Annotated in this window: 12 protein-coding genes and 1 pseudogene; 6 read left to right on the forward strand and 7 right to left on the reverse strand. The window is 59.5% G+C overall.

All coding sequences use genetic code 11. The features are described from left to right. Positions 1 to 3: 3 nt before the first annotated feature. From JM946_RS17390 to JM946_RS17410, 5 genes are read right to left on the reverse strand one after another with little or no spacing between them, the layout of a single operon-like run. Positions 4 to 2,745 carry an ATP-binding protein gene (locus tag JM946_RS17390; protein WP_203168599.1) on the reverse strand — a complete coding sequence of 914 codons (2,742 nt, stop codon included), beginning with the start codon at positions 2,743 to 2,745 and terminating at the stop codon, positions 4 to 6. A 38-nt stretch (positions 2,746 to 2,783) separates the two neighbouring features. Then, positions 2,784 to 3,371, reverse strand: a complete 588-nt coding sequence (locus tag JM946_RS17395; RefSeq protein ID WP_203168600.1) for a hypothetical protein — start codon at positions 3,369 to 3,371, stop codon at positions 2,784 to 2,786. After that, positions 3,368 to 6,355: a DUF1156 domain-containing protein gene (locus JM946_RS17400; RefSeq protein WP_203168601.1), complete on the reverse strand. Its 2,988-nt coding sequence runs from the start codon at positions 6,353 to 6,355 to the stop codon at positions 3,368 to 3,370. The genes JM946_RS17395 and JM946_RS17400 overlap by 4 nt, the downstream gene beginning before the upstream one ends. Positions 6,356 to 6,357: 2 nt before the next feature. Beyond that, positions 6,358 to 9,801, reverse strand: a complete 3,444-nt coding sequence (locus JM946_RS17405; protein WP_203168602.1) for a protein NO VEIN domain-containing protein — start codon at positions 9,799 to 9,801, stop codon at positions 6,358 to 6,360. After that, a complete protein-coding gene (locus tag JM946_RS17410) occupies positions 9,798 to 9,992 on the reverse strand; it encodes a helix-turn-helix domain-containing protein (protein WP_203168603.1) in 195 nt (64 codons plus the stop codon). Before JM946_RS17410 ends, JM946_RS17405 begins: the two co-directional genes overlap by 4 nt. A gap of 323 nt (positions 9,993 to 10,315) precedes the next feature. On the opposite strand from JM946_RS17410, the gene JM946_RS17415 reads away from it, so the two are divergent. The 4 genes from JM946_RS17415 (at position 10,316) to JM946_RS17430 (ending at position 17,517) form a co-directional block, all read left to right on the forward strand. Beyond that, positions 10,316 to 11,128: a hypothetical protein gene (locus JM946_RS17415; RefSeq protein ID WP_203168604.1), complete on the forward strand. Its 813-nt coding sequence runs from the start codon at positions 10,316 to 10,318 to the stop codon at positions 11,126 to 11,128. A 608-nt stretch (positions 11,129 to 11,736) separates the two neighbouring features. Then, positions 11,737 to 12,369 (forward strand): hypothetical protein, encoded by a 633-nt coding sequence (locus tag JM946_RS17420; protein WP_203168605.1) that lies wholly within the window; start codon positions 11,737 to 11,739, stop codon positions 12,367 to 12,369. Positions 12,370 to 12,459: 90 nt separating this feature from the next. Next, a complete protein-coding gene (locus JM946_RS17425; protein ID WP_203168606.1) occupies positions 12,460 to 14,361 on the forward strand; it encodes a hypothetical protein in 1,902 nt (633 codons plus the stop codon). 1,929 nt (positions 14,362 to 16,290) lie between these two features. Then, positions 16,291 to 17,517 (forward strand): DUF6786 family protein, encoded by a 1,227-nt coding sequence (locus JM946_RS17430; RefSeq protein WP_203168607.1) that lies wholly within the window; start codon positions 16,291 to 16,293, stop codon positions 17,515 to 17,517. A gap of 16 nt (positions 17,518 to 17,533) precedes the next feature. Here JM946_RS17430 and JM946_RS17435 read toward each other — a convergent pair whose 3' ends face one another. Together JM946_RS17435 and JM946_RS17440 are read right to left on the reverse strand one after the other, a co-directional pair. Then, entirely contained in the window at positions 17,534 to 18,880 is a 1,347-nt protein-coding gene (locus tag JM946_RS17435) for an NAD(P)/FAD-dependent oxidoreductase (RefSeq protein WP_203168608.1), read from the reverse strand. Beyond that, the gene (locus JM946_RS17440) at positions 18,877 to 19,872 is read right to left on the reverse strand and encodes a lysylphosphatidylglycerol synthase transmembrane domain-containing protein (RefSeq protein WP_203168609.1); all 996 of its coding nucleotides are present in this window, start codon (positions 19,870 to 19,872) and stop codon (positions 18,877 to 18,879) included. Before JM946_RS17440 ends, JM946_RS17435 begins: the two co-directional genes overlap by 4 nt. A gap of 577 nt (positions 19,873 to 20,449) precedes the next feature. Here JM946_RS17440 and JM946_RS31310 point away from each other — a divergent pair. Further along, entirely contained in the window at positions 20,450 to 21,619 is a 1,170-nt protein-coding gene (locus JM946_RS31310) for a glycosyltransferase (RefSeq protein ID WP_203168610.1), read from the forward strand. Between the two features lie 1,577 nt (positions 21,620 to 23,196). Continuing rightward, a pseudogene (locus JM946_RS17450) lies at positions 23,197 to 24,239 on the forward strand (reverse transcriptase domain-containing protein). Positions 24,240 to 24,930: the final 691 nt, after the last annotated feature.

Genomic DNA, 24,930 nt, shown 5'->3' on the forward strand with positions numbered 1-24,930 from the left:
ACTTTATGGCTTGCGGATCACATCGACAGTCTCGGAAAGTCCCAGTTCCCTCAGTGCCACCTTCGTTTCCTCCGCCTTGCCCGCGGGGATGCCGGTGGGCGAGGTGATCTCGACGTTGACGACGAGCTTCAAGGCAGCGCTGGTGACCCAGCGGGAGAGCACTTTGGTATAGAAGTTCATCCACTTCTGCGAGGAGATCTCTCCGCTCCATCGCAACGTGCTGATCTCTGCCGGCGTGGCGGCAGGGCTCTCGATCGTGCCGCCGGGCGTGGTCGGGGCAGGCGTCGGCTCCGGCGCAAGCATAGGCAACGAAGCCGCGCTCAAGCTCGCCAGATAGCTCTCAGCGCGCTCCGGCGAAATGAGGTAGAGGTCGGCAGAGAACTCGATGTCATCCGCCGCAAGCGTTCGTTTGTAAATGAAGGGCTCGAACCGCTCCGGGCCAGCCTTGCCGACATACGCCCACAGACCGCCCTCCAAGCCCCGCACGAAAGTGTCCTTTAACGCATCGGGCTTGAGCAGTCGCGGAAACTTGGGCGATGAGAAGAACGCGTCGCGAATCGCGCGCGTGCTCCATTCGGGCAACGCGGGCGGCCAATAGCGCGTGAGCACCATGGGGCCCACCGACTCTGCGACCAGGTCCTCTTGCCTCAGGCGCGACAAGATCAAATCGACCAGCGAGGGCGCCGCGCCGGACTGCGTGAGGCCGAGGTCGATTTTCCGCATCGTGTTGTCGGGCCCCAGCAGAAAGATGTTCTTATAAGCGCGCCAGATCGCTTCCTTCAAATCGCGCTCGGCTCGTTCCAGATGGTCTTCAATCTGATGACGCTGAGACTCATTCAGGTGTAGGTCGGTCGTGTCCTCGGCGATTTCTGTCCACGCGAGGCGCTTCCGGCCCTCATCGAGCATGGGATTGGCATCCTCTGCCACTGCCCAGATCAGCGCGCTTCGGAATACGCGCGGGGACATCCCATATTCGCGATTTAGCGCCTCGATCAGTGTGACGGTCGCAGGCTCCGCGGCTGTCTGTTCCGGTGCGAGGACGACCAGCGTGAGCGCAGCCCGATCGGCGATGTCGCTGCTCTTTTTGGGGAAGTACACGGGCGGCTCGAGCTTGTTCCCTCGACCAAAGAGTTTCTGGATTTCGGCGAGTATCAGCTCGTGCGTCTGCGCCGAGCTGATACTCGCGCGGCGGTCGGCGAGCAGCTTGTTGAGGTTCGGCTGAATGGTGAAGCGATAGCGGTTGCGCTCGGCATTGAGGAAATAGCAGTGATCCGTGAGGGTCTCCAAACACTGGTCCACGCTGCCGATATTCAAGCCCGGCTCGGCCACGGCGAGACGAATCTCGGGCAAGGTTGCCTCGGCACGTGACTGACCGCCGTTTGATTCCATCAAGATGCAGGTTGCGATCTTACGATGCAGGCGTGCCTTCTTGATCTCCATGCGTGCTTCGGCATCCAGGCGCAGGGCATGTGCATGGTCCTTACCGGCAATGTCGGTGGTGACCGCAGGCTCCAAGCGCTCTTCGCCCAGCTGATGAAATAGCGCAGCCCGAAAGAGCGGATCCTCAAGCGGTGCGGTGCCGAGCGATATGAGCGGATCCTTGTGCACGTTGTTGTAGCCTTCGCGATAGGCATGCGCGACCCACAGCGCAAGTAGCCGCAGCATGCCGCGTGTTTGCTGAAAGCGCGGCAGTCCCCGCCACTTGCGCTCGAAGACGGACAGTAATGAGGGATGAAGCGGGTAGGACGCGCGCAGCGCTTCCTGGGCATTGTTGACCGGAAACCAGCTCGGTAGGCTTTCTTTATTCCCCTGAATCCAGGCGGCATATTCTTCGATCGTGTCGCGCGCCTCGGCGGGTACGCCCTGCCAATCAAACAGTCGACGTCGGATGATCTCCGAGCTCTCCGCCTCTGCCGACATGATCACGGCCTTACCCAACCGATCGAGCAGCTTCTGTAGGCGCTCGAAATCCGATTGGTCTTCCGCGGTCATTTCCAATTCCGCTGCGGGAATGGACACCGCAAGGACCACGTCGTTGCGCCCCCGGGCGACTTCAGACAAGTTGTGCAGGAAGTTGTAGATTTGCGCTCCGAGGCCACTCTTGCGACTGCGGCTCACGTAATTCATGAGCTCGTCCATCAAGATCAGGGTGGGTCGACCCGCCGGCAGCATCTTCTCAATGACATCGCCCCCAGGTGCGGTGAGGGATTCATCGTGCGCCTTGACCCGTTCGAATCCCCGCGCCTTGTCAAGCTGAAAGGCGATCTCACCCCAGGGCGTGCGTCGAAGCGGCGTGCCGTCATCTCCACCGCGGCCTCGTACCGAATCAAACTCGGTACCGACGAACACCGCGGTCTCAGCCGCGGGGACCTCGTTGACCTGGGCGTCGGAGAGAATCTCGCTCACGCCTTTCCACCCCTTCGCCGCGCTGCCGTGCTTGGCGAGGTGATAGATCAACGTGAGCGAGTGGGTTTTACCGCCACCGAATTGGGTCGAGAGATTGAAAACCGCGGACGTCTCCACCCGAATCCCAGAGAGGCGGCGTACCACTTGGGCGGAGAGATCACGAAGATTCTTGGTGAGATACGTGCGCTCAAAGAACTCGGCCGGATCTTGGTACACCGAGGGCGCTCGACCCTCACGCACGTGATCCAAATGGACGGCGAACTCGGAGGCATCCAGCGGCTTGTTCTTGCGCAAGTCCTCGCGCGGCGTCACGACGGTGTACCAAGGCTTCAGTGCCATCTTGCGCTCTCTTCGTTATGTCTCGACCTGCGCGCCACTCAGCGTGCAAAGCGTTCAAATCGACCGGTGTTGTGACTCAACTTCCAAGGCTGAAAGAATCCATAAGGAAAGGTGCTCGACTCATCGCGCGATCCCACGATGACGAGCGTTTCGCCCGAGAGGCTCGCGCGCTCCGATAACGGCATCGCACCGACGACCGTGCGCGCCAGCTGCGAGACCAACGCGGTGCCTTCGGCAGGCTCGGGGCGGTAGCAGAAGACCATCCGCAACGATGCGCGCACACACAGGACCTTCCAGAACGCATATTGTACAAGGTCTGCGCTCGCCGCATTTTCAAGCTCACACACGGCCGCCGGAAATCGCCAGCCGGCCGGCGTCCTTGGGAAGACCATCACGTCCTGTCCCAGGTACTCTTCCCGGCACACGGGCAGGCTCTGGCACCGCGTGCCCTTGCTGGCGACTTCGTAGCCGAGCGCCTTAAAAGAGTGCACCACGACGCCGGTCAGCGCCGTGGTCCAGCATCCCAGGTTTAACGCGAGCGCGGCCTCTCGCAGGTCCTCACTCGTGGCTCGGTCCTCGGTGAGGGTTGCGTAGAACTGGGACAGCCAAGTCGCGCCGAAGCTCATCCGAATCCCAGGCCCTTCTTGCGCGCAAGCACGCCATCGATCCAGCGTTTTTCCTCGGCCCCCACCGGATACAGAAAAGAAAGCGCTTGGGCGAGTCGCCAAAACGTCGATTGCTGACCGACCCCATCCTGTAGAAGGAAGCGTTTCATCGCTTCGTCGCGACCGGCGGCAAACAACACCATGGCTTGATGCACCCGATCGAGCGTTGTGTGGCCCGGCGAAGGCGCCCCGATCGCCCCCCAGCCCTGATGTTCAGCCACTTCATCGAGCTCGGCAAACAAGGTCATCTGCTTTTTCTTGGCCGCCTTTTTCGCGGTGGGGACGGCCTCGCGGGCACCGAAGAGATAGGTCACGCGCTCTGTCACGGACAGGAGCCGCGCCTTGTTACCTTTGACCTCGATGAGATGGCTGAGTTCGGCGATCTGCGCCCCGAGTCCTTGCGCAATCTTGCGTGCCGCATCGAAATCAAGGATGAACCCCGCGTTGCTGCCGGCGCTGCCGCCTGCGGTGGCGTCCTCCTCGGCGCGCTCGGACTCGCCCGCGGCGTCATCCTCCGCGCCGAGCTCGCCCGCCGAGGTGGGCGCGGCCAGGGTCCACAGCCACACCGCCGTGACGCGAGCATCCGCTTCCAACCCCTCGGTCTGGGCGCCTGAGAAGAGCATCGAGAGTGCCTCGCGCGAGACCGAGGCCCAGACATGTTCGAGGTACTCTGGGAGTTTGACGATGTCGCCTGAGACCTTCTGGACCTCTGAATAACGCGAGAAAATCTCAAGCGCAGGCCCCAAGCACGCGAAGATGGCATCGGCACCCACCACGCCTTCCTCCGCAAGCCGCGGCAACCACTGATGGAGCCGGACGGGAAGTTCGGCCAAGACGGCACTCCAACTGCCAATGGCATCGACCTGAAGCTCCCCGGCCTGATCTTCGCGGGGGCGACACACCAGGTGAACCGAGGAGGCGAGCGCGGCGGCGCCGAGCGCGCGCTGGCGGGTCGGGCGTTCCGTATCGATGGGCCAGGAGGCGGTCACGATCCATCCGGCGTCGATGACGCCGGTCAGCAGCGCCTCCCAGCTCTTGGTGTCTTTGTGCGCGAACACGATGACGCCGATGCCGCTCGGCTCAACGACACGGCGAGCCTCGGCGAAGGCCTGACGCATTTGTTCATAGAACCAATCGTGGTCCTTCCTCGGGACGCCTTCCCGAGTGACTTCAGGATTCACGATGATCTCAAGCTCCTTGGGCGTCTTCCCATCCAAGCCGAACTGGGCAAAGCGCTCGTGTGGCCGCGCGGTGCTTCGTTTCAGCCAGACAAAGAACAGGTCCGATAGATCTGCATAGCCGAAGGCGTCGTAGTAGGGCGGGTCGGTCGCGAGCAGCGCGGCGGCATCATCGGGCAGCGGATGAGTTTGTGCGGGCGCTTGCACCACGGTCGCGGCGCGAGGGACGGTGCTTCCGATGTGTTCCAACACCCGAACGATCCAATCGACCTGGCCTTCCCAGCTGCCACCGGCACCCGCGAAGGGCGCAGCCTCCGCGAAATCCCAGACCATCGATACGCGGTTCTGAGCTCGGTTCGCGCCCACGACCGTATCGGCCCAGGTGCACAAGCTCGAGTTCAGATCCTGGAGCCGGCCTAAGGCCAGGCTCAAGGTGGCGCAGAGCGGCTCGGCCACCCCTTCGGCTTCAAGCGCCCGTAAGGTTTGGGCGATCGTTGCAAGCGTCACCAACTGACGTGCGCTGTGCAGATGATCAAAGCGGGTGATGCCATAGTTTTGGACCCGAAAACCCAGCGCCCCCTTCGGCGGCAACGCTTCGTCGGGCAACAGATCAGGATGGCTCTCGCGTAGGCGGGCCAAGCGTTCCCGCGCGCGTGCCACGCCGGAGAGGTCTTGGGGCGTCGGTGCGCGGTAGGAGCGGGCGCCGTTTGCGTTTTCCACGACCACTGCCATCAGCGTCGCCGTATCCGCGCCCCCGCGGTCCTTGGACAACTGTGCGCGCACTTGCTCCACCGGGGTCACATGCGTGCACCAAGGGCACAAGGCGGCGCCACGTTGAACCGTGGGACGGGAGACTTGATCCGTTCGAGGTTTGACGAGCACTTCAAAGGTGGGCTCTGTCGCGGAGGCGGGCGTGTGCATCTTGACGCCCACCCCGCCGGCGCGTTGCGTGAGCCAGAACGTTCGCGCCAAGGCAATGGGCTTGCCGCAGGCCGGCCCCTCACAGCGCACGGTGCGTGCCCACAGATAGGCAATGGGCTTGGTGCCACTTGCATCCGCGGGATACAGATCCGCGACCTGTGCGCTGACCCGTCGGGCGACGTCGGCGCCGAGCTGCCGCACTTCGCTTGCGAATCCCTGTTGCTGGCCGGGGGCGTACTCAAGCGACACGCGATTGAGCAAGACGGCAAGCGGATTCAAATCCGAGGCGAACGCATCGGCGCCCACCCGCAAGGCCTCAAGCGGCATGGCGCCGCCGCCTGCGAAGGGATCGATCACCCAGGGGCGCGGCGATACGGGGCTTAAGCTTGCATGCGAGGCGAGCGTCAGGGTCTCCAACACGCCGAGCACGAGCCGGTTGGAGGCGGCTTGCCAGGCCGAGGACAACGCGACCACCTCGAGCAGGGCGGTGCGCAACTTCAAGGGCTCACCCGCCAAGGTATCGGCAGGCGTACGCGCGACGCCCGCCCAGAACTGATCCGTCTCGCCCAAGAGCGGGCGGGTGTCACGATCCATGAGGGCGGCCTCGGCGAACTCCCGCAGCGTACGCGCGATGGCGCTCAAATAAGCCGGGGAGGCGTTCGGATCGTCCGGATCGATCCACAACGAGGCCGCAATGACCGCCCGACACGCCGCAAGCGGCCGGCGCGCCCACCACACGTGTAAGGTGGAGAGATTGCCGTGACGGGCGGACTTCTCAGATCGAGAAGCGTGAGAGATACGTCGAATGGGTAAATCGACTTCGATCAAACGTTTTGGATAGGTCATCTTCAAAGATCTGCCGCTGCCACGATCGCGTCGGCAGTGACGTGGTAGTGTTCAACCCGAACGACCGGCTTCCAATTCAACTGAGCCGGGTTCTGAATTTTCTGGAGGCGAGGCGTGGTCGCACAGTCGAAGACCACATACAGCCAGTAATCCTCACCCAATCGTTGTGCGGTTCGATACTCATTGGCGGTCAAGGCGATCTCACCGGTGCCCGCGCGCCCCTTCACTTCAATGAACCGTGCCTCGAGTAACACGGCCGCATCGTCCTCTTTGAAGCGTTGGGATAAGAGATCGTAGCCGCGGTTTTCGGTCTCGATACTGCTCACCACACATCCTTGAGCGCGCTCGTGCTCGATCACGACCTGCACGGCGCGTTGTTCGATCGCCTCATCGCGCACCATCGGCGCAATGCCAGGAGCGGTGCGTTCGGGGTGCGGGAATACCCGCGCGCGGCCCATCGGTTGGATATCGGCGATCGTGCAATGCCGCTCCATCTCGAGCTCGTACCGACGGCGCTCAAGTCGCGCGATCAATTCGTCCAGATGCGCCTCGGCCTGGGCGATATTGCCTTCCAAACCGGGCACATTCTCGCCTGCCACCCGCCGATTGAGCAGTTCCGCAAGCGACAATTGTTGACGATGGATGATCTCCTGCAAGGAGATTTCGATGTGTTCTGAAATGATGCGATTCTCATTCGTGCGCTGCGTCTGCACCTCATCGAGAAAGGGCGTGAGTGCGTGCTCGACCAGAAACACTTCGGCCGCCGCGTGATCCGCGGGGGGAAGGCTTGCGGGTGAGGCTGCATCGTGCGCGGTGAGCAGATCTAAAAAGAGCGTCGGCTGACGCAGGCTCATCGTTCCATCGATCTCGGTGCGCACCACAAAGAGTCGCTTGTGGAGGGTATGGCCCCGACCGTCCTGAATGGCGGCCGTAAAGACATCGAGATCGTAGGGGCTCGGCGCATGCAAGTCCCAGAAGATCGCGCCGCGCCGCAGATCGGCCGCGACGCGCTCGGCGACATCACTGCGCACCGTCTCAAAGAGCGCATGTCCGGGGGTGACCCACTCAAGCGTGGCATCCTCCCCGAGGAGCGACTTATCGAAAATCACGCGCTCGTAATGGCCTGCGAGCTTGCCAAAGCGCGGCTCTAATTGCGTGCCCAATGGCGCAAGCGTCTTTGGAACTCGACCAATGCGATACACCCGCGGCTGACCGCGCACAGGCGTGGGGTGAATGCCAGAGATGGGCGCCGCGGCGATAAAGAAGTCCTCGACCGCCTCGGGCACGAGCCGTCGTTCTTTGGCCTCAACCGACTTTCCGACCAAGGCCGACATATTGAGATCGCGCTTGGCCAAGCCCTCAAGGGTGGATCCCGTGATGCGCTTGAAGCGTTCCGGATCGATGTCTTGCACGATGCGGGCGGCGATGGTGGATTCACTTAGGCGCTTGGCATACATGTCGCGGAAGAGTTTTTCTAAGAGGTTCGAGGGCAACATTTCGCCCACGACATCGAACACTTTATCGGTGCCCAGTTCTTCTTGGATTTGCGCAAGTCGCGTCAAGAGCTTCTCAAGCACGCGCCCCTCGCGTGTATTGACGGCCACGAAATTAAAGATGAGGCAGTCGTGCTCCTGCTTATAGCGATGAATGCGGCCCATCCGCTGCTCTAAGCGCACGGGATTCCAGGGGATGTCATAGTTGATCATCAACCAGCAAAACTGCAGGTTGATGCCTTCGCCGGCGGCTTCGGTCGCAACCAGAATTTGGCACTCTTCGCGAAATTCTCTCTCTGCATAGATTCTTGTGTGCGGTGTGTCCCGATCGCCGATGGGCATGCCACCGTGGATTTGCGTGACGGTGAGTCCCCACTCGCGCAGTTTGCCGAGCGGCCGACCTTCCCGGCCATCGCCTGCGAGATAATCGAGCGTGTCCTTGTGCTCGGTGAACACCAGCAGCTTCATGCGGGGATCGCTGAAGATCTGCTGCTCATTCAAGACTTGGCGCAGTTTGTTCAACTTCGATTCGACTTCGCGAGATTCCAGATCGCGAGCCTGATCGACGAGCCTTCCAAGTTGCTGGATCTCCTGCCGTAGCGTCGCAGGATCAATGTCGAGGACCGACTCCTCGGCCTGCATCAAGAGGCGCGTCTGCTCCTCCTCCGTCAGATCCTCGAAATCCTCCGGCAAGCGTCGCTCAATCTGTTCTTGGCGATAGCGTTGCGGGTCCTCAAGGATGCGTTTGCGCTTCTCGCGCATGCGCTCCAAGCTTCTTCGTACGGCATACAGACTCGAGGCAAAGCGCCGTTGGAGCATCGCCATTTGAAAGGAGAGCACATTGGCTTGGACATTGTCCGAGGCCGCGGCAAGGATCGACTGATCCTCGACATATCGAGTGAGGCCATCATAGAAATCAAACTCCTCGCCATCGAGTTCAAAGCGCGCGGTGCGCACCTCTCGCTCAGTAAAGAGTTTTTTCACCACGCCCGTCTCAGGATCGGGGAAGCTGACCAAGGCTTCTTTCAAACGCCGTAAATAGAACGGCGCCGATTGCTGCCGCATGGCCTGCTCTAAGCTCTTTACATCGCCATAGACATCTCGATCCAGCAAACTTAAAAAAAGACGAAAGTTTTCAGGATCGCCCTTGTGGGGAGTCGCCGTCATCATGAGCAAGTGATCGGTACGCTGCGAGAGCGCCTCACCAATCTGAAAGGCCAGTGTCTTCTTATCGGCGCTGTAGGCACTCATTTTGTGGGCTTCATCCACAATGATGAGATCCCAAGAGGATCGAAGCAGACTGTCTTTCGCATCCTCCACCCGAGAGATCCAAGAGACGGACGTGACCACCTGGTGGTGCTCTTGCCAGGGATTGCGTCCGTATTGGGTGCGCAGCAGTTCACCGCGCATGACATCAAACTGTTCGCGAAACTTGTCCTTAAGCTCCCGCTGCCATTGGAAGGTGAGGTTCGCGGGCGCAACGATGAGGGTGCGATTGACCAGCCCCCGAATTTTGAGTTCTTTCAGTAGCAGCCCCGCCATGATGGTCTTTCCCGCGCCTGGATCATCGGCGAGCAGGAAGCGGATACGAGGTAGCTTGAGGAAATAGCCGTAGACCGCCTCGAGCTGATGCGGCAGGGGATCCACACGGGCGATCGATAAAGAGAAGTACGGATCGTACTCGTACGCAAGCGCCAGCCGCGCCGCTTCGACACCGAGCTTGAAGTGCAGCGCATTTCCATCGAAGCGCTGTTCGCGCGGCAGAAGGCGCAAGCCACTCACTTGGTCTGCGCTCAGCACCGGTTCGCGCACCTGTCCGGTTCGCAGGCCTTTGCCGATCAGTTTGATGGCGCGCCCCAACGGGACGACCGCGAGAATCTCGAAGGGCTCGGGCAACAAGCCCGCTTCGATCACCACCCCGGGCTGAAGGTCGGCGAAGACGGGCGAACTCATGCCTGACCCTTATGGACGGCGCCTTGCGCCTGCGCCGCAAGCCACTGGTCGAAGTCGACCTGCCGAATGCGCCACTGGCCTCGAACTTTGAAGGCGGGCAGTTCGCCGGCCTGGGCCATCGCATAGACGGTTTTTTCCGCAAGCTTGAGCACGGCAGCGACCTCCCGAATCGTGAGGATCTCCTCAGGCATCTTGTTCTCGCGAAAGGCAGGGCAGGGCACGGGACTCCAAAGGAGGGTACTCTACGGCATTGCGATCCAGGCGAAAACTGGACAGCCTCTGCGACAGGCGACAGACACCTCACGCGCCCGGTCTCAAGCCTCCGTCCCCGGAGCACCTCGCAAGGCAGGTCGATTCGAAGATGCGAGGTGCCGTCTTCACGCTATTCTCGATTGGGGGATGCTCGGCGTCGGCACGCAGACGCTTGAGGTTCAGTAAATAAACCGATGCCAGAAAACAGGTGCCCAATCGGCACTTACGAGGATGGAGGATCCGGTTCGATGCGAGCGGCAGATTGTTCGAGCTTCTGGCCAGCACTACTTGGCGCACGATCTTACGGGCGAAGCAGAATCAGATTGCGTTGGGCGAGGATGCGATTACCTCCATCAATCTCAACGCGATTGCCTCATTCGCAGGCGGTGTCGCGGTCGAGGACACGCGAATCGATGAGGCCAAGAAAGGCTGCGACTTTGAAGTGTGGATTGGCAGCGCGGATGAGGGCTGGTGCCGCTATGCGGTGCAGGCGAAGAAGATCAGCTTCAGGGGCTTTCGCTATGAGAAGTTGAGGCACCGAGTTCGCGGGCGGGATCAGATCGAGATCCTGCAAGAGTATGCGGCGAAGGTGCGAGCGGCACCGATCTTCTGCTTCTTCAATTTCGCTCCGCACGTCGATGTGTTCAATTGCAAGCGCGATCACGATGAGACCCAGCTTGGGTGCATGGTGCTACCGGCGGCGGTGGTTGAAGATGCTTTGCGAACGCGCGGTCGCCGGCACTTCGGCTGGCTGCATGCTCAGCAGGAGGCGATTCCGTGGCGCTGTCTCATCACGTGCCTACCAGGGCACCTGGCGGTTCGAACGCCATCCGCGTCGTTGGGCTGGCAGAACCTTGAGTCATTTCATCACGAGGAGCTTCCACATGACCTGCAGCGGGGGCTTAGGCAAAAAGGCAGCATCCACGCCGATCAGCCCGTGAGCCACGGTGAGGTGCCTTCATACCCGTTGCAGGAGGGATTCTTCTATCCGCGATGGCACGTGGTGGTGGACACGGGTGAGGCGGGAGAGGATTCTCGCGCGCGATCAAGTCAAAGTCTCTGGCATCGTGGCTAGAGGTCTGGCAGCTTGAGTGCGAAAAAAGGGCCGAGAGTGGTTGCGAGCGCCTGATGCGGAGCAAACCGTACCGGGGGGCGTGTGAGAGCCGAGCCTAACCTGGGGCACATTGGAGCACCGTAACCGCGAGGTCGTGACATCGAAGCGACGGTTCGATCACACCATGACGGTGGCACCGATCCTTTCGAGGCGTTTTAAGCCCGATGGCTCGCGATGTCGGATGAGCTTACAGATGCCTCACCACAGCATGACAAATGAAAAAACGTTGCTAGAGTCTCGCGACATTCGAGCTCATGTCGGGGCGGATTACTAATCCAGACGGCGGAAGCCGATCGAGGGCGACGGTAGGCACGCAAAACGAGGAAGGTAGACGTCCCTTCGGCCCAGGGTTGAGCACTCGCTTGATTGGTGATGGCGTTGGTGAGTGCGGCGAGCGCCGCGCCCTGCCGGCGACGGCTTGCTAACACGGTTGCGCAACACGATATCGTCGTCGTTCGAGCAGACATAGCGCGGCTCTCGCGTGCATGGTCCTCGTGTCTGTAAGCGTCACGGAAGGGCAGACGGGTCGCATCAGCGGATTTTTGCTAGCTGCCTGAGAGGATGAAGTGATGTCGAGGAAGGCGCTGTCCATTCTCTGGTGGATGATCGGCGTGTTCGCGCTGACTTTCAGCCTGCTCGCGTTCTTGCGCACCCGAGGTCAGGATGTGCCCGGAGAGATCTTCGGTATTCTCGAGATGAACCCGGCGGAAGTTGCGGCCCTGGCAGTTCCGGTCGCATTCGCGGCGTACAGTCTCCTACTATATTTGACCTGCATGTGGTGCAAGGAATGTGGTGGCAATCACTGGGCCTCCAGGATTCCAATCGCGCGTTTCGGCCCGGAGGATGTCGATCCCGAACATCCGGGCGGCCAAGGCTTCCAGGGCGTGGTGATCGGACTCGTGCTGATCCTACCCATGATCATTTTGGTGCTGCTTGGCGTGCAGTATCTACGGGGCTCCATCTACTTCAGTATCAAACGCGGGCCGACCGAGTTGTTGGGAATGGAATGGCTGGGACACTTCTATACCGCAACGATTTACTCAGCCACGCAGGGTAGGGCTGGATTCTTCAGATTCGGCAGTGCGACCGGACCTCAGTACTACCCAGTTCTGACGTGGATATATCTGTGCTGGTTCATTGGCATGGTGATCACGTTCGGCGTGACCCTCAAACGTATCTTTCGCGCGAAGCTCGAGCACTAGCGGAGAGGTCTCATGAAGTGCGGACGGCTGTTCCTAGTCTTCATTCTGATTGGCGCAGCGACGCTCGCGAGTGCCGCACTCATCGCATCGATGAGCTTCGACAGCATCGAATACTCGAACGACGACGTGCTCCCGCTTCAGGTCAGCAACCTCGCTCAGACGCTCACCGTGCTCCAGGCCATCCCAGTGGTTGAAGCGCCAATGATGCGGGTTGGCATCTCAGATGTCGGCCTTCAGCAGATCGCGTCCGCTTTGGTCGGTACGGAAGTGCACCTTCCCGCCCTCGCCGATTCACGCATCTCCGTTTCCGAAGCAGCGATTCAAACCGTTCCAGGCGAGTTGCGGGTCACGCTGGGGCTGATTGGCCGCTCGCCAGCCATGCAGGCGGAAGTGGCGCTTTCTGGAACGGGCGCAATTCTGTTCGAGCGTTACGCGCTCGCGGCGGACGCGCGTTCGTTGCACGCGGTGTATCGGGTCCACATCGAACGGCTGGCGCCGGCTTTTCGGGTGGGCTTGCTGTCAGTTCGTACACGCAAGTGGGCCAACGAACTATTGAGGAGTCGCGCGCTCGAGCAGTTCTCGGAGGTTCTGACGTTCAAGATTCCTGTGCCCTCGATGCCCGAATTACCGCTGGGATTCGTGCGCGAGGATACGACGTTCATCGAAGACACGGGCGCAACCTACGTCATTCGTTCCGAGCTTCCAGCATCCAAGCTTTCCTGGCCTCTTGCGGTCCAACTCCCGATCGTTTCGGCAGATGGGCTGCACATCCTCGCCACGGCGGCTCCGAACGATCTAGCCAAGCCCGCGGTGAATGATGCTTCACCGGAAGAACTGGCGATGCAGCGCAGTGAGCTTATGGGCAAGGTGCAGGCTCTCACCACACGACTCCCGGAGCTCACAGCTCCCATCGAGTTGACCGTACATCGCCGTTTGTTCGAGCAGCTGGTCGCGCAAGTTAACGCGCTGCCCGGGCCCGCGCGCACCGTGAGTTATCGGCTCATGTCCTGGCGAGGTCGATTGGTAGATGAGATTCACGAGGCAGAGCTCGTCGGCAAGGGCGGCTACTACGTCGAGTTCAAGGATCAAAACAGCGCATCGGCCAAGGTCCAGATTGCGAACCTCACGTCAGCTTGGTCCGAGCACGGGCTGACGCTTGCGACCTCCCTGAGCGCGAATGCTCAGGCGCGGCTGAACGTTCACATCGACCCATATATCGGCGGCGGGTTCGATTTCGACATGGGAATCGAGGGTGATGCGACCGCTCCCGTTGATATTACGCTCGCGGCGCGCAAGCTCGGTTTCGGCGATCGCATCGCGTTCGTGATCGGTCCGGTCTTGCGATGTGCGCAGTTTCCGCTGATCGTGCAAGGCGGCGGCAGCGTGAAGTTCGGTGTTGAGATGTACGAGTTGATCGGCGAGCATTTGTGGCAGCCGACGGTCTTGCTCACGGACCTCTCTCAGCACGTGCCCCTGCTTCCAGAAGTGAACAGCCATAGTTTGCGGCATGCAGCGACGTATCTTCAGGTGAGGCCGGTGCCACAAGCGGTTGAGGTTCTCACCGACGCTTATCAATTTCGCGCGGCGCTACAGGTGACACGCCACGTTGGCGCGATTTCGATCGAAGCGGGCGAGGGCAAGCTATCGGAGGCGGCGCTCGCGGCACTGGAGAGTGCATGGGGGCGGGAAGTTGTACCCACGTGTCCGGCGAAACCCGCAAGCAAGTTCCTATTCGCGGGTCAGGATTTCGGACCGAATAACGCAGCCGTGAAGGTCTTGCGGGACATCGGCCGATCCATCGGCCTCACCAAGCACAATGCAAAAATCGCCTGGGGTGACGTGGAGACTGTGATTGAAGACCCAGGTAAAGCGCCCGAGAAGGTGGCCGAGATTGCTGTGCGCGTCGGGCGGGAGGTGGAGAGAGCTGGCGAGCGTATCGAGCGCGACGTCCTGAAGCCCGCCAAAAAACTCATCAAAAAATTGAAATTCTAGTGCCGTTGCATCAGATCTTCCGCCGGCTTACGCAGCTCGATGGCGCCTGAATTCCGCGACGCGAGACCCGCCCGATACTCACCGCGCAACGATTTCGGTCTGCAGATGATTGGACCGTAGGTCTCTCAGCTGCGGCCGCAAACGCTTTCACGAGCATCTTTCGCATGGTGTGGCGGAACGAGAGCGTCGTTGATCGATGATCCTTTTGGATGCGACCTTCTCGCTCGGGGGACGGAATTCTCTTGTCGGGCCAGCTTAGCGGGAATACGAGAAGTTTCCATCTGAACGGCATTTCTGAGGTGATTGCAGAGCTATACCTAGAGTTTTTTGGTGACCGGCGGCGATGGCGGCAGCGAGGACGCCGTACACCCGGAGGCCGCTCTGCACCATCGCCCGGACTGCCTGGCCATGTGGGGATATCGAGGGCTGGTCTGATACCGAGGATCATCGAAGCCTGCGCCTGATCGGCTAGCCACGACGTGGCCAACGCACCGCAACAGCGGAAAGGAGTCAGGCAACCCGCCCACATTGACGGATCACGCAGAATACGCATCGAAACGAGCCGAGGATCCTTGTGTGGCATCGGTTGCAGCCAAACCCTTCTCGGACGCGGATAACCGCGCAGGGTGCGCCGTATGGACAGCCCAGTGCCGAGCCGGTAGAGCGCTCGGTTGTGCGTTGTGCGTATCACCCATCGTCAGCGGAGCGCTTTTCGCAGCCTCGGTTAGTTGGAGTGGGCAAATCAAATTCATCCGCGCTCCCAAAGCCCAGAATCTCACCGAACCCCTCACGCACCAAGATGTCGTTGGATAAGAAGGCTCGTTCACGTCCCTCGGGCAATGAGTCGTGCTGTCGATGCAGACTGTTCGCATCGTTCAGATGCTCTGCGATGTGCGAGGCGTGTTCCAACGGCCGTCGCACTTCTCGCCGCGGCCACCAAGAGTCCTAATGGGCACCGAAGACAAGTGCACTCGAGCCATGGTGCCGACGTTCCTGGAGCGTAATGACTCCAGCTTCAATGTGATCGTCAGTCGTGAAGATATATTCGCGATCTCTGGTTTCTCGGTTTCTCAGGCAGTGAAATCAAACCACTCGCCCTCGATCGCGTCCATCTGGCCTGTCAGATGGAGTAATGGATGTTGCCGGCGGTAGGTAGTGGCGATCTCGCGAAGATGCCGAAACAGGCAGTCGCCACTCGGACCCGCATGCTGCCGAGCGCGGCAGGTCGTGACGGCTGCCGCCGCTCGAGGGGCGGGGGGCCGCCACCCCAGGCTCGAGCACACGTGGTGAGCCAATTCGTGAAGTTCGCGGCACTGGAAGGGGTGCTGGGCTCGATGAGAGGCGCGTGTTGTCCCTTGATGCACGCCCCAATGAGCAGCAAGCGTCAGGCCGGACTTTTGTCTATGAGTACGGCGTGAGGAGCGATCGGGCATTGTGTCAACGGTCATCCAAAACTCCCCAACTCCAGTCGCGTCTTAGTTGATGGCAGTCGTAGGTTCTTCATGATCTCGCTGATGCTAGACATACCAGCGGGCATCGCGTCTGCTTTTTTGTAACTACGGGAGGGGTCGGGCGACGACTTCAAGCGCTCCATGCTGTGTGAATCTTCCAGTATCGAAGGATGTATGTCGCGTTGCGGAATATACGATCGCTGCTAGAGACGGAAGGATAAATGAGAAGATAGTTCTGGGCCTCCTTGACATGAGGTCGGCGCTGATGCACGCGTTCTATATCTATGTGCACTGGGAGGGCATCACATGTTCTATCACATCCCTGCTCCGAAACGGCGGATCCAGATGGCTCAGGATACAAACAAGTTACGGATTCTCGACCCGCTGCCTTTCATCTTGCGTCGAGACGTTTAGCGATGGAAATGTGGTTGTTTTCTGAGCACAACTGCCACTACCGAATGGTTTGAGGAATGCCATTATGAATGCGATCGGAGTCTCGGTATCCTTTTTACTGATGGTTCTAACTGTGAGCTCTGTGACGAAAGCAGGTGCCACTGAGGCCACCTTCGGGGACGATGTCGCGTTCTTGCAGAAGCATACGAAGTTGGTGGTATTAAGCGACGTTCAAGGTAAAGCAAAGATCGCCGTTACTCCCGCGTGGCAAGGGCGCGTTATGACGAGCACCGCTGAGGGCGATGCAGGGCAAAGCCTGGGCTGGATAAACGCGAAGCATATCGCCTCGGGAAAACTCGTTCCGCACATGAATATCTTCGGGGGGGAGGAGCGCTTCTGGCTTGGACCAGAAGGCGGGCAGTTCTCAATATTTCACGCCAAGGGTGGAGGGTTCACTTGGGAGAATTGGCAGGTTCCTCCCGCGCTCGATTCCCTCCCATTCGATCTGGTGAGTCAATCTCGTGATCGAGCGGAGTTCGGTGCCGAGTTCTCGCTGCAGAACCACGCTGGAACGACATTTCAGCTAGGCGTGAAACGCGTTGTTCGGTTACTTGATACTAAGACTTCGTGGCGTCATCTGGGACTATCCCCGTCCAGCGCGGTATCAGTTGTAGGCTACGAGTCAAACAATACTCTCAAGAATCTCGGGAGGCAGCCCTGGCGCAAGGAGACTGGTCTGCTGTCCATCTGGATCGCTGGGATGCACCCGGCGTCTAAGGGGGCCGTGTTCATTGTTCCCCTCAAAGAGGTCGCTAGCGAGAAGATTGATGAAGGAATTACCTCAGACTACTTTGGTCGACTCGAGAACGACCGACTCAAGGTGATGCGCGATGCAGTCTATTTTCGCGTCGATGCAGCGTATCAAAGCAAGATCGGTATCAGTCCGAGTCGAAGTCTCGGGAAGTATGGAAGCTATAATCCAGAGCGTCGAACGCTCACAATCACGCAATTCAGTCAACCTGAGGGGGTGACGGAGTACGTTAAGTCTTTGTGGCGCTTGCAGGCCGATCCCTATAGCGGAGATGCTATCAACAGCTACAACGACGGACCGACCAAGCCTGGTGAGGAGCCCTTCGGGCCCTTCTATGAGATGGAGTCATCGTCACCGGCTGCTGCGCTCGCGCCAGGGAACACCATCGAGCATACGCATCGAACCGTCCATTTAATCGGAGATCGCACTGAGCTTGAGAAGATCGCTCGTGCGACCCTTGGCCTTTCTCTAGATGTGACCTTTGGGGCGGATACCGAATAGCGCCAGAAATTGCGTGTCAAGCCGGCGGGTGCGGGGACGAGCCTCGCGAGCCCGCTATTCGGCGTGCCAGTCTAGTCGCGGCGCGAACCGCGTAGTTCGTCCCGCGATCCTCAGGATAGATCTGTGCCATCGTGCAGATGAAGAATCCTGGACGAGGGCCTTCTTCGGGCGGGCGTAGCTGTCCATAGCCCTTCTCCACAATCGGCTGAGACCAATGCGCGCGCCAAAGGTGGCAGGCACGAATCCACGTTCGCTCCATGGCCGGGAACATGGCGGTCAGGTACGGGAAGGCGTAGTCACAGAACTCTTGTGCCGTTGAAGAAAACAGCGGGTCACTCGTTCTCATGTATCGTGACAGATATACGATATGTCGCCCTCCGTAGTGGGAAGCACTCTCTAGATTCGTGTGCTCAATCAAAGCCACGAAAGGGAACGTAGGGTCATTGACGTTGAGCCAGTAGGAGTTTGTCAGTGACCGGTCGAGTTCGAGAACGAGGCAGATGTTTCCAAGGTAACGAATGCGTTCAAGCTGGCGCGTGTAGTCGGGCGGCGACCAATGCTTGATCATGTTCGAGATCAGGGGCAGCGCGGGCGTCGCAACCACCGCCGTTGAAACGATGGTCTCGTGCGGTGTAACGGTCACCCACTTGTCGCCATCGGGCTCGATCCGGGACACGGGCGAATTGACTTCTACTCTTCCGCCCAGCTCTTCAATTCTTCGTGCAATCGCCTGTGCCAGGACCGTGAAACCACCGTGGATGTACGCAAAGCGTTCCTCGCCCCCATTTGCCCTGCTGGCTGATCTGAGCTTTAGCTTGTTCCAGAACCATACCGCAGAGATTTGCTCGGCGAAGTCACCGAATTTTCCCTTCAGCAGCGGCTGCCAAACGACACGAAAGACATTCTCGCCGCCGAGTTCCCGAAGCCACTCGTAGGCCGATCGCTGCTCCAACGATGCCCAGTCATTCACGAGTCGCGCACGGACCATCAACAGGCCAAGTCTCAGGCGGTCGATAGGCCGGAGCGCTCGGAAGGTCAGAAGATCCCAAGGGCTCGATAGCTTGAAAAAGCGGTGCGCGTAGTAGATCGAAGCATTTGTCGCATTCACCGTAACCTGGTCGCTCAGGCCAAGCTCCCGAAGCAACCGCATGATCTCATGATCGGTCGTGAACAGAATATGATAGAAGCGGTCGAGTTTCGTGTTACCCACTGAGAAGGCCGAAGCTAGCCCACCCACCTCATCGTCAGCTTCTAGCAAGGTTACTTTGATGCCCAGCTTTGCAAGTTCATAGGCGGCTGCCAGGCCCGTGAAACCAGCGCCGACGATCGTAACATCCGTAGTGGACGGGTGCGAGTTGCTCATGGTGCTGCTACATCTACGCGCGCACGAAGGTGGTGGGAGATCAGGTAAGGTGTGCCCAGCAGGACGGAAGGGACTGCGAGTATGGCGTGCACCACCAACGCATAGGCGGTAGCCGCCGCGGCAGAATTTCCAGTACTGGTCATTGCGACGACGATTGGATACTCGAAGGTGCCTACGAAGCCTGGCGTACTTGGAATCAGTGTGGCGAGCGTTCCCACGGGAAGCGCAAGTAGGCTGGATATCGGGTGAGAAAGCATGGGGATCGCTAGAGCGACGAACCAGAATATCAAGAATTCGATAGCCCATATGATCGTTGTGAGCGAGAGCAGTCTGAGTGATGACTGCCGGGAGAGGATCTTCCTAACTGCGGCAAAGCCGACGTGAATCTCCGATTCAACCCGCTCACCAAGTTTCGGAGAGATGCGACGAAGAAGTCCGGCACAGCTAAGTGCAAGGCGAAAGGTTACGTCAGGAAACTTGAGTATGAGTATGGTGAGTATCGAAGCTAAGAGTATCGTGAACACGCCGCCACCCAGCAATGGGGAGGCGGAACGACCGAAGTAAATCAAAGCCAGGCCAAAGAGGCAGAGCAGCGCTAGCAAATCTAGCAAACGCTCGATGATCAACGTGGCCACGGTGGCGCCTGGCGTTGCGCCAAGATCTCGCCTGAAGGCGAAGGCGCGTATCACGTCACCTGCTCTCAACGGCAGAAGGTTGTTCGCTGCATAGCCGGCGAAGAATGGTCCCGCGCAGGCCATCCATCGCAGGCGCGGGTTCTCGTATGCAAGCATTTGCCGCCATCGCTCGATCCGGACCGCATATCCAGCGGCGTATGCGACTAGCGCGACGGTGGCCCAGGAGAGGTCAGTCGCGGAAAGAGACCGGAAGAGCTCTGTGGAGTCGACGCGTCGGGCCAGCAACCACAGGCAAGTGATCGTGAGGGCCGCGCCCAGGGTAAACCTCAATGAATTCCAGGTTGCGGGAGCCGGCATTCGTTTCACGGCGTGGTATGAAGGTACAGGTGTCTGCAGTATGAAGTGAACGAGAGAAGATGAAAGAGGACGTGGGCACGTACCGTTCGCGAGTGTTCAAGCGCAGGAGCTTAATTGGCTAGCAACTACCGTGTGGGGCAGTGTGTCGTGTCTGACTCAGAGGTTTCACTGCCATCTCGTTCTGCTCGGTGTCAACGAGTGAAGTGTTGAAGTGTGACTTCGACGTGCGCGCCATCTGGCGTTTTGGATAGCTCCGAGGTGGAGTTCAGCACGATTGTCGGATGAAGCTCCAACAATGGTATGACTGTGATGAGGGCGTGAAGGCAAAGGTCGCGCCGTCAGCTACTCGGATTGTGAGTTAGCAGCGAGCACAACTCCCCGTGAGGTCAGGCGCTGGCGGCGAGACGCCGCTTTCTCCGCGACACCGTCGCTGAGGGCTGTGATTTCCTCAGTGTGGCTTGGTTGACGAAGCGCGCGAATCGATGTTCCGTATGTATGTCAAACAATCGCAGCCAACGATGGGCTTCGTTTTTTAACCATATCTCGGGACTAGTTGTTCCTTCACAGGGGATAGATCGTGCAGCACACAGGACCCGCGCTATCTGTCATCGTCCCCACCTTCAACGAAGCGAGTAACGTTGAAGCGCTCGTTACGCGGTTGGCGGCGATACTCTCAGATATCGAATGGGAGGTGATCTTCGTTGATGATAACTCTCCTGATGGCACTTCGAGCGTGGTGCGAAGGATTGGGCGCAATCAGCCACAGGTGAGATGCCTGCAGCGAATTGGCCGAAGGGGGCTATCGACGGCTTGCATCGAGGGGATGCTTGCCTCGAGTGCTCCTTACCTGGCAATCATGGACTGTGACTTTCAACATGATCCTGCGGTGCTGCGTACCATGTATGGAGTGCTTGAGTCCGGAGAGGCGGAACTCGTGATTGGAAGCCGATACGCCGAGGGGGGAGGCTGCGGAAACTGGTCGAGGCGGCGTCATCAAATCAGTAGGATGGGCACGGCGATTAGCAAGATGCTCATCGGCCAGGATATGAAGGATCCGATGAGTAATTTCTTTGCATTGCGCCGAGAACTCTTTGACGAAGCGGCAAGCGAGCTTTCAGGGTTGAGCTTCAAGATCCTATTGGACCTGCTATTGACGATTCGCCATCCGGTTCGATTCTGCGAGATACCCATCACGCTGGGGCAGCGGACGGCCGGTGAGAGTAAGTTCGAACTCGTTGTTGCTTGGGAGTTCGCGATGCTCGTGGCCGACAAAACGGTCGGCCGCTACGTCCCGGTAAGATTTCTGGTGATGGCCGGCAACGGTGGTGCGCTTGGCGCCATCTTCCTGGGTCTATTTCTTGTCGCCCACAAAGGGTTTGGATTGACCTTCTTCTACGCTGGCGTTGCGGCGGTGACTGTTAGCATCATTGCCGGCTATCAGATCAGCAATGTGCTGAGCTATGGAGATCGGCGGAGACATGGGTTGCAGTGGGTTCGTGGCCTGTTGACGTTCATATTAGTGAGTAGTATCGGCGCGGCCGCAAACCTCGTATTGGCCAATTACCTGTATAGCGTCGGCGCCGATTGGTTCGTCTCTGCTGCTGCCGGCACGTTGCTGTGGCTGGCCTGGGATTTCACGGGGGCGAGCCCGGAGCGATGGGGACTGGGGCGTTATCTCTCTGTCGGGCGGAGTCAATCTTCGAAGACTTCGGTGAGGAGTCTCGCGCGGCGGCGACACTCTAGTTGACGCGCAACGACGTGCCGGAGTGGATTGGCGCCAGATTATGGGGGCGCTGTGTTGGCATTTGTCATACGTATAGACTCCACCGTAGGCGGAGTTGGTTGACATTTAAACCGTTTCGCGATTGGTCGCTTCGAGCGAACCTCGCTGCGTGCGCTCACATAGGCAGATCCATGCCGTGTTCGTGTGAGAGCAGCATCTAGCGGGCCGAGCCGATCCGCTCGAATTGCTCGAAGACAGGACGGATCGCCTTGTCTTAGCGCGCCGATCTGGATCCTTCTTCAACCGCTCCACCTCTTCCGGCAGCGTTCGTTCGAAGCGCGACGTGCGATGGCCAAGCGCTGGAAGCTGATCATCATTGCGCCTGTTGGCTTCATAGAGCGAGATTCATTCAGATCGTTGCTCCCCCACGGTGCGTGCACCGCCTCTCGACCGATCAGCACTGTGTCAGCACACGGGAGGCTTCGAGCAGCTGCTGCCACTCCCGGCTGTTGCGTACAACGCGCGAGACCCGGCGCGGTGACCGCGCTAACGCGATCGAGGCAGGCCTCCAATACGATGCTCGACCTGGTACGCGCCTGTGTGCCAGATACTGATCGCCCGAGATCTTCATCGACTATTTCGATGTTGGTGAAGCTCAGATCACACATATGTGACTGCATCGCATACTGCGCTTCCTGGCTCTCATCATTGTGTTGAGAGGTCGACGATCCCGAACGTGGAGACCGTCTTACGAGCAAGATGCTGCGACTGGCCCTTGTCACTTCATCCACGCCGGGATAAACCGGCAAGAAGGAGAGAATGAAAGAGTCTCACATCGAAGGGCTAGCGACCCACGATGACCCCGAGTCATGCGCGGCTAGCTGTAAGGCTGGCTGTGAAGTGTTGACAGGGGCACACGCAGGTTCGGTATTGAGCCGCGAAATCAGAACGATCAGGGTGCCGACGCTGTTAAGCGAAGCGGAAGGCAACATCCAGTTGAGACGCCATCGCGAGTCTCGGCTGGCCCTGCGCGGTCGCAGACCCGATACATGCGTGGAACCTTCTTGCGCGAGAACCGGGAGATCCTGTTGACGCCCGCCGCGGATGGTGCGGCGGGCCGCTCCGAGAAGGCCGTTGGCCGCACGTCGGAGATGCACGTCGATGGGAAGTCGGACGGATCAGTAGTACCCGCGAGGCAACCGAACAAGGCCGAAGGATGGGCGGCGGAGGTTGCGGAGGGAAGGGATCCGATCAAGGGGAACGCGAACGAGCAAAACGCATTCCGGACACAGGGCCGGGCCGATGCGCACAGTGCGCTCGATCGCGTACGCAGGGCTGCGAAGGCAGATAGGGCGAAACAGTTTACAGCGCTCTTGCACCATGTAAGCGTGGATCGATTGCGTGAGGCGTACTTTACTTCGAAGAAGTATGCGGCAGCGGGAATAGATCAGGTGACATGGCAGCGCTACGGTGAGCGGCTCGAAGAGAACCTTCGGGATCTGCACGCCAGAGTGCACCGCGGAGCGTACCGTGCGAAGCCGACTCGTAGGGTGTACATCCCGAAGGCAGATGGCCGGCAGCGGCCATTAGGCATCGCAGCGATGGAGGACAAGATCCTGCAGCGCGCTGTGGCTGGGGTGCTCAATTGCATCTATGAGTGCGACTTTCGCGGCTTCTCGTATGGCTTCCGGCCCGGCCGTGGGGCGCACGATGCGCTGGACGCGCTGGCCACCGGAATCCTGCGCAAGAAGGTCAACTGGTGCTCGATGCAGACATCCGTGGGTTCTTCGATACCATCGATCACGGGTGGCTGATGAAGTTTATCGAGCACCGCATTGCGGATCGAAGGGTTCTGCGGCTCATCCAGAAATGGTTGAGCGCCGGAGTGATGGAGGACGGTAGGCGCTTAGCAACGGAAGTTGGATCCCCTCAAGGAGCAACGGTGTCACCGTTGCTCGCCAACATCTGTTTGCACTACGTGCTTGACTTGTGGGTTGAGCAGTGGCGGCGGCGACATGGACATGGTGACATCATCATCGTGCGCTACGCCGACGACTTTGTGCTTGGCTTCCAACATCACCTGGATGCGCAGCGGTTCAAGCAGGAGCTTCGCGAACGACTCGCACGGTTCAAGTTGGAACTCCATCCTGAGAAGACCCGGCTGTTGCGGTTTGGGCAGTTCGCTGCCAAAAACTGCAGAGAACGGGGTGAATCAGGTGCGCCGCCGACTTTTAACTTCCTTGGGTTGACACATTGCTGTAGTCGCTCAAGGCAGGGGAAGTTCTTGCTACAGCGTCACACGATGAGGGAACGTCTGACGGCCAAGCTTAGAGAATTGAAGCTTGAACTGCGTCGTCGCATGCATGCCTCGATCGCCGAGCAAGGAAGATGGCTGGCGACTGTGCTGCGCGGACACTACGCGTACTATGGTGTGCCAACCAATGTTGTGGCGATCGGTGCGTTCCTGAATGAAGTCATCAAGCATTGGCGACGTTCGCTTAGGCGGCGCAGTCAGCGCCGACGGCTCGACTGGACGCGCATGCAGCGCGTGGTAGATCGCTGGCTTCCTCCGGCCCGCATTGTTCATCCTTGGCCTGAGAATCGCTTTGACGTTCGGACCCGAGATAAGAGCCCAGTGCGGTAGCTCCGCTCGCTGGGATCTGTGCGGGGGGCGGCTTGAGTCTTCGGACGAAAAGCCGTCCCTACCGCGACCACTTCATCGCGCACGATGCGTGTCGAGCGCGAGTATGTTGCCGTAGCAATGTCGCGGGTAGCGCGAGGGCCTCGCCAGATAGATTGATCCAAGGCGCTGGCGTGCTGGAGGGCACAGCCGGAGTTGCTTGCTCGATGTTCTTCAACTCCTTCTGCATCGCATGAGCTCCTCCCACATCCTGGCGAGATAGTTGCTCGGCTGCTAGCAGAGGCGCCGGGGGAATCCGCTCAGTGACTTGGATGCTTCACCAGCTTTGCCGGACGATGTGCCTCTTCAAGAGATCCTGTGCGGACCTGCCTGCGCCAAGCGCTGTAAAACTGGAACGGAGGCGGAACACTCGGGTGGCTCGGCATCGCGCTGTCGGCGTCTGCTATCGTCGAGTGTCATCCGATGCTCTGGATCACCCGTATTCTCCAGCAGCTTCTAAGCGCCTGCCACTTCCGACTGCCTGGGTTTGCCCCCTCAAAAACGTCGGGGGGCCGGCAGCGAAAGCGGCGTAAGCGTCTGACGAGAACCCTCTTGCCTATCGCCCGAACTAGGCAGCGGCCTTGGTCTTGTCTGGTGCCGCGTGCGCCAGATTCCAGGGAAGGAGTTCCTCGATGCGATTGATGGGATGATGGGC

Source organism: Steroidobacter gossypii (assembly GCF_016801985.1).
In the GTDB taxonomy this organism is placed as follows: domain Bacteria; phylum Pseudomonadota; class Gammaproteobacteria; order Steroidobacterales; family Steroidobacteraceae; genus Steroidobacter; species Steroidobacter gossypii.

Coding starts and splice junctions, on each gene's coding strand:
- JM946_RS17390 (WP_203168599.1), bottom strand. CDS start 2,745: ATGGCACTGAAGCCTTGGTACACCGTCGTGACGCCGCGCGAGGACTTG.
- JM946_RS17395 (WP_203168600.1), bottom strand. CDS start 3,371: ATGAGCTTCGGCGCGACTTGGCTGTCCCAGTTCTACGCAACCCTCACC.
- JM946_RS17400 (WP_203168601.1), bottom strand. CDS start 6,355: ATGACCTATCCAAAACGTTTGATCGAAGTCGATTTACCCATTCGACGT.
- JM946_RS17405 (WP_203168602.1), bottom strand. CDS start 9,801: ATGAGTTCGCCCGTCTTCGCCGACCTTCAGCCCGGGGTGGTGATCGAA.
- JM946_RS17410 (WP_203168603.1), bottom strand. CDS start 9,992: ATGCCTGAGGAGATCCTCACGATTCGGGAGGTCGCTGCCGTGCTCAAG.
- JM946_RS17420 (WP_203168605.1), top strand. CDS start 11,737: ATGTCGAGGAAGGCGCTGTCCATTCTCTGGTGGATGATCGGCGTGTTC.
- JM946_RS17425 (WP_203168606.1), top strand. CDS start 12,460: ATGAGCTTCGACAGCATCGAATACTCGAACGACGACGTGCTCCCGCTT.
- JM946_RS17430 (WP_203168607.1), top strand. CDS start 16,291: ATGAATGCGATCGGAGTCTCGGTATCCTTTTTACTGATGGTTCTAACT.
- JM946_RS17435 (WP_203168608.1), bottom strand. CDS start 18,880: ATGAGCAACTCGCACCCGTCCACTACGGATGTTACGATCGTCGGCGCT.
- JM946_RS17440 (WP_203168609.1), bottom strand. CDS start 19,872: ATGCCGGCTCCCGCAACCTGGAATTCATTGAGGTTTACCCTGGGCGCG.